This is a genomic window from Halalkalibacter nanhaiisediminis (genome assembly GCF_007830185.1).
Classification (GTDB): domain Bacteria; phylum Bacillota; class Bacilli; order Bacillales; family Bacillaceae_D; genus Halalkalibacter; species Halalkalibacter nanhaiisediminis.
Genome location: NZ_VLKZ01000006.1, coordinates 298499 through 304734, shown reverse-complemented (window position 1 = coordinate 304734; position 6236 = coordinate 298499). Strand labels below are relative to the sequence as shown.

At 40.5% G+C, this 6236-nt stretch carries 6 protein-coding genes, 1 rRNA gene and 1 riboswitch; all 7 genes read left to right on the top strand.

The features are described from left to right. Positions 1–216 precede the first annotated feature (216 nt). The 7 genes from rrf (at position 217) to purB (ending at position 6193) form a co-directional block, all read left to right on the top strand. Positions 217–332 (top strand): 5S ribosomal RNA (gene rrf, locus IQ10_RS12880). A 431-nt stretch (positions 333–763) separates the two neighbouring features. Beyond that, positions 764–1861 carry a type III polyketide synthase gene (locus tag IQ10_RS12875; RefSeq protein WP_144450884.1) on the top strand — a complete coding sequence of 366 codons (1098 nt, stop codon included), beginning with the start codon at positions 764–766 and terminating at the stop codon, positions 1859–1861. Then, positions 1861–2421, top strand: a complete 561-nt coding sequence (locus tag IQ10_RS12870; protein ID WP_144450883.1) for an isoprenylcysteine carboxyl methyltransferase family protein — start codon at positions 1861–1863, stop codon at positions 2419–2421. The genes IQ10_RS12875 and IQ10_RS12870 overlap by 1 nt, the downstream gene beginning before the upstream one ends. Before the next feature lie 340 nt (positions 2422–2761). After that, entirely contained in the window at positions 2762–2938 is a 177-nt protein-coding gene (locus tag IQ10_RS12865; RefSeq protein WP_437177690.1) for an NETI motif-containing protein, read from the top strand. A 76-nt stretch (positions 2939–3014) separates the two neighbouring features. Beyond that, positions 3015–3116, top strand: a riboswitch (purine riboswitch). A gap of 120 nt (positions 3117–3236) precedes the next feature. Continuing rightward, entirely contained in the window at positions 3237–3722 is a 486-nt protein-coding gene (gene purE / locus IQ10_RS12860; RefSeq protein ID WP_144450881.1) for a 5-(carboxyamino)imidazole ribonucleotide mutase, read from the top strand. Then, positions 3719–4837 carry a 5-(carboxyamino)imidazole ribonucleotide synthase gene (purK, locus tag IQ10_RS12855; protein ID WP_144450880.1) on the top strand — a complete coding sequence of 373 codons (1119 nt, stop codon included), beginning with the start codon at positions 3719–3721 and terminating at the stop codon, positions 4835–4837. Before purE ends, purK begins: the two co-directional genes overlap by 4 nt. Positions 4838–4891: 54 nt before the next feature. Further along, positions 4892–6193, top strand: coding sequence for an adenylosuccinate lyase (gene purB / locus IQ10_RS12850; protein ID WP_144450879.1), 1302 nt, complete (start codon positions 4892–4894; stop codon positions 6191–6193). Positions 6194–6236 lie beyond the last annotated feature (43 nt).

The following is a 6236-nucleotide window of genomic DNA, read 5'->3' as shown; positions in this document are numbered from 1 at the left end:
GTCGAGGACTTATCCAAACATATTCTTGATACGTTGTTTCTTACACATTATCTAGTTTTGAGAGAATCATTTCTTTCAACATAGTTGAACAAAGAGAACCAAGAGATTCGAGGAAGCAACCGTACGAATGCCCGGAGCGTATGTGATGATACGTGAGGACATGAGAAGGGAAGCTGACGAAGAAGATCGTAGGTTATCTGACGTTCAAACAAATAGTCTGGTGGCGATAGCGAAGAGGCCACACCCGTTCCCATGCCGAACACGGTCGTTAAGCTCTTCAGCGCCGATGGTAGTTGGGGGCTTCCCCCTGTGAGAGTAGGACGTTGCCGGGCAATTAAAGCACAATCCAATAGGGTTGTGCTTTTTTATGTGCAAAAAGGTACCAAATTTGATTAAAAACTATGGTTAAATCAAAGAAATTGATACTAAACTAGAAACTTCATGAAATAGCGCCCTTTCAAACGTCATGATAGAAGTTAGGATGTTAAGGGGTGATAAAATATAATCTAATAGGATTGTATTTTATATATATAGAAATAACATGGGATCTTCTTGAAAGCGAGACATGTTTGGTGGTCACACGGAGAGTGAATACTAGGAGATTTTTATCGTTTATTTCAGTCAAGCACAATCCAAATAAGTTTGTGCTTTTTACATACAAAAATAGATGGTACTTCCTTTGTCCAATGAGCGAATATGCATGAACATCAAAATATTGGTAATCCTAACATTACATTATAGAGTTAGGGTAGGTGAAGCTTCTATGCCATCGATTGCTTCAGTCAGTACATTTACACTTCCACATGTATTGAATCAAGAGACAACAACAGAATTTGCACGTGAATTGTTTGAAGAAAATTTTCAAGACATAGAGCGTCTGTTAACGGTATTTGCTAATGGTCAAATTGAAGAGAGGCAATTTGCGGTTCCGATTGATTGGTTTCAAGAGGATCATACGTTGCAAGAACGGAATGATTTATATATTGAATTAGCAACGAACTATAGTGTTAAGGCTATTAAACGATGTCTGAGCCAATTAAGCTTTTTAAAAGAAGAGGTCGATGTTATGGCTATCGATACGATTATACTCGTTTCGAGTTCTGGCATGGCAACGCCTAGTTTAGATGCAAGAATTATGAATGTACTACCTTTTTCCAAGCATACAAAACGAATCCCTTTATGGGGACTTGGTTGTGCAGGGGGAGCTGTTGGGATTAGTCGAGCATATGAGTATTGCAGAGCGTTTCCAGAATCTAATGCTTTGGTTGTTTGCGTGGAGCTATGTAGCCTAACCTTTCAAAGAAATGACCGCTCTAAAAGCAATCTTATTGGTACTTCTTTGTTTGCAGATGGTGTGGCTTGTGCTCTCATTATAGGAGATCAATCTGAATTGATTACATTGGTAAATCGAGCTGTTCGCCCAGTTATTTTAGCGACGCAGTCCACATTGTTGCCGAATTCTGAAAAGGTGATGGGATGGGATGTGAAGGATTCGGGATTACATGTTGTATTTTCTCGTGATATACCGAGTATTATTAGCAATTGGCTAGAACCGAATGTAAGGAGCTTTCTTGAAGGGCAGGAATTAGACCTTGGTCAGTTATCTTCCTTTATTGCGCATCCGGGTGGAAAAAAAGTGCTGGATACATATATGAATGCGCTTGGTATAGCAGAAGAAATGATAACTGAATCGAAAAATGTTCTAAAGAGACACGGAAATATGTCTTCGCCGACTGTTATTTATGTCCTTGAACAAGTGATGATGCAAGGACATCGAGAAGGAGATTATGGTCTCATGGCTGCTCTTGGTCCTGGTTTTTGTTCTGAGCTTGTGCTTTTGCAATGGAAGGGGATTCAATAATGATTGGAATCTATTTATTCATTCTACTTGTTATTGTTCAAAGGCTGATAGAAGTGGTTATTGCTAAACGCAATGCAAGATGGATAAAAAGTCAAGGGGGATACGAGACGGGAAGCGAGCATTACAGATTAATGATAGCTACCCATGTCTTTTTTTTTCTCTCGTTGATCATAGAAGTGACATTAAAAGAGTATAGCTTTGCGGGATGGAGCCTGATTCCATTAACCGTTTTTTTGCTTGCACAAATAGCACGTGTTTGGGCACTGTCGTCATTAGGACGTTTTTGGAATACGAGAATTATGATTTTGCCAGGAGCAAAGGTTATAGCAAAAGGGCCTTACCGCTTTGTTCGCCACCCTAACTATGTAGTTGTTATAACTGAAATTGCAATGCTTCCCCTCATTTTTCAAGCGTACTGGACAGCAATAGTGTTTACGATTATCAATGCCCTCGTTCTTTCTATTAGAATTAAAGAAGAAGAGGCAGCCCTTAATAAGGCTACTGATTATAGAAATGTCTTTGCAAAGAGGAGTAGGTTTATGCCGAAGTATGAAGAATAATAAAAGATCATAAAGAAAACATCGAAAATTTAGATTCTCTATGCATAGGAAATCTATTTGATGTTATGATTGAAATTAAGATTAAAAAGTAACTGACTGTAAGTTATTTTTCTAAAAACGAGCTAAGTAAGGAAAACAGGGCATGAATAGATAGAACAGATGTTTTGAAGGAAGAGCGTTTATTGATAAGATTTTGACCTCTCTGCTGCAAGCATTGGTTAAAAAGCTTGATCTAAAGCCTTCCTTTTTTCTTGTGAGACAAAAGTTTTTTGAATTCATGGTATATGGAATACGGAGGTAAGTAAATTTGACGAAAAAACGAAAATTGCAATTTGAAGTAATGGAATCAGAGACAATTGAGGAGTGCCTAAATAGAATGAAAAAAGAAGGTTATCAGCCAGTGAGGCGTATGGAAAAGCCGATTTTTGAAGAAAGAACAACAAAATCGACGAAAGAATATGTTCCAGTTCGTCAACAGATTGTTTTTGAAGGGATTTTAATAGAAGGCGAACAATAATAGTCTGACATTTTTTATCGTTCGACTTTTTGTTGACAGTGTTCGTCGATCCTTGTAAGATATACCTATAAGAACGAATGAAAAACGAATAAAACCTCATATAACATTGGAAATATGGTCCAAAAGTTTCTACCCGATTACCGTAAAAAATCGGACTATGAGGGAAAGTGGTTGCAGTATCGCTGAACCATGAAAGCGTAGAAGTGGCTTCCTTTCTCTCAACTGAGCAGGTTAAGAAAGCTAATTCTACGCTTTTTTTATGAGAATAGATCAAGGTCATGAAAGGGGAACAAAAGCAATGAATCCTGAAGTTGGTGTCATCATGGGAAGTACATCAGATTGGGACACGATGAGTGCAGCCTGTAACGTGCTTGATGAGTTAGGAATTGCCTATGAAAAGAAGGTTGTGTCGGCTCATCGTACACCTGATCTAATGTTTGAATATGCAGAACAGGCAAGGGAGAGAGGCCTGAAAGTGATTATTGCTGGTGCTGGGGGGGCGGCTCACTTGCCAGGAATGGTCGCTGCGAAAACAACACTTCCTGTCATCGGAGTACCTGTTCAATCAAAGGCGCTAAATGGTTTGGATTCACTGTTATCGATTGTTCAAATGCCAGGAGGTGTTCCAGTTGCGACAGTAGCAATTGGAACAGCAGGTGCAACAAATGCTGGCTTACTTGCTGCACAAATTCTAGGTACACATCAAAAAGACGTTAGTGAGCGCCTTGAGGCACGTCGTGAAAAGACGAAACTAGCAGTCTTAGAAAGTAGTCAAGAGCTATGAGTCGTCTCGTTAAACCAGGTCAAACGATTGGTATCATTGGCGGTGGACAATTAGGGAGAATGATGGCGATCGCTGCAAAGCAAATGGGCTACCGCATAGCAGTGCTCGAGCCAACGACGGATTCACCATGTGGACAAGTTGCAGATGTCGTCATTGAAGCTGCTTATGATGACCGTAAAGGTGCACAGCGTCTTGCAGATGTATCAGAAGTGATTACGTATGAATTTGAAAATATTGATGAAGAAACAGCAAATTGGCTTACTGAGCAAACTGATTTTCCACAAGGTGCAAAGGTACTCGGTATTACCCAGCATCGTTTAACGGAAAAGGAAGCGATTCAGGACCTTGGTATTCCTGTTGCGCCATTTGAAGCGATTCGAACGGTTGCTGATGTAGATGCTGCGGCAAAGAAGATTGGATTCCCAGCAGTGCTAAAGACATGCCGAGGTGGCTATGACGGAAAAGGTCAAAGTGTTGTTAAAAATATAGAAGAATTTAAACAGGCAGCAGAAGAGTTAGTGGCGCACGGAGAATGTGTTCTTGAAGCGTGGATCCCATTTGCTTTAGAGCTTTCCGTGATTGTGACGCGCTCTAGAAACGGAGAAACAGCCGTATTTCCTGTTGCGGAAAATGAACATCGTAATAACATTCTTCATCGCTCCCATGTACCGGCTCGAGTAGGTGACGACGTTCAAAAGCAAGCAAAGGAAATCGCGCTTAAACTGGTGACAGAGTTAGATGTTGTTGGGACGCTTGCTGTTGAACTTTTTATGCTTGATGCTGGCAGATTATATGTCAATGAATTAGCGCCTCGTCCACACAACTCAGGTCATTACACAATTGAGGCATGTGAGACGTCACAATTTGAACAGCACATTCGCGCTGTTTGTGGTTTACCTCTTGGGGCAACGACACTGAAATCACCTGTCGTGATGGAGAACATCTTAGGAGAGCATTTAGAAGGAATTCTTGATGCAACGCCTAGACTATCAGAAGTTAAGCTTCACTTATATGGAAAAGAAGAGGCAAAGCCTAAACGGAAGATGGGGCATTTGACAGCAACGGCTGAATCAGTAGAGGAAGCGTGTCAGAAGCTAGATCGTCTTAATGGATAATTGTGCTAGAATAAATAAGGTTTTTAACATTTAAATATAGCGGAGGCTGGTATCATGATCGAACGTTACACTCGCCCTGAAATGGGTGCAATTTGGACAGAACAAAACAGATTTCAAGCGTGGCTTGAAGTAGAAATTGTTGCTTGTGAAGCATGGGCAGAGCTTGGAGAAATTCCAAAGGAAGACGTTGAGAAAATTCGTCAAAACGCTAGCTTTGATGTAGCACGTATTCACGAAATTGAAGAAGAGACACGTCATGATGTTGTCGCTTTTACTCGTGCAGTATCTGAAACGCTTGGTGAAGAGCGTAAGTGGGTGCATTACGGATTAACGTCAACGGATGTGGTTGATACAGCCTTATCTTATTTATTAAAGCAAGCAAATGATATATTACTAGCAGATATCGAGCGTTTTATTGACATTTTAAAAGATAAAGCAATTGAACATAAATATACCGTGATGATGGGGCGTACACATGGTGTTCATGCTGAACCAACTACGTTTGGTTTGAAACTTGCATTATGGCACGAAGAAATGAAGCGTAACCTAGAGCGTTTTAAGCTCGCTGCTGAAGGTGTTCGTTTCGGGAAGCTTTCTGGAGCAGTTGGAACGTATGCAAATATTGACCCAGCTGTTGAACAAATCGTGTGTGAAAAGCTTGGTCTTAATGCAGCGCCAATCTCAACACAAACATTGCAACGTGATCGTCATGCTGATTACATGTCTGCATTGGCACTTGTGGCAACATCAATTGAGAAGTTTGCTGTAGAAGTTCGAGGCTTGCAAAAAAGTGAGACGCGTGAAGTTGAGGAATTTTTCGCAAAAGGTCAAAAAGGGTCTTCTGCAATGCCTCATAAGCGTAATCCAATTGGTTCAGAAAACATGACAGGTCTTGCTCGTGTCATTCGTGGCTATATGTTAACTGCTTATGAGAATGTTCCGCTTTGGCATGAAAGAGATATTTCGCATTCATCTGCAGAGCGTGTCATTCTGCCAGATGCAACGATTGCACTTAACTACATGTTAAATCGTTTTGGAAATATTATTAAAAATCTTACTGTGTTCCCTGAAAACATGAAGCGTAATATGACGCGTACTTATGGGCTTATTTATTCTCAACGTGTGCTGTTATCACTTATTGATAAAGGTATGGTTCGTGAGGAAGCTTATGACCTTGTTCAACCAAAGGCGATGGAAGCATGGGACAAGGGTGTTCAATTCCGTGAGCTAGTTGAAGCGGAAGAGCGTATTACAAGCATGCTTTCACCTGAAGAAATTGAAGAATGCTTTAATTATGAGCACCACCTGAAGCATGTTGATACAATTTTCACGCGTGTGGGGTTAACAGAAAAATAATCGGAAAAGCGGAGGGCTTATCCCTCCCTATATACTAAGTAGT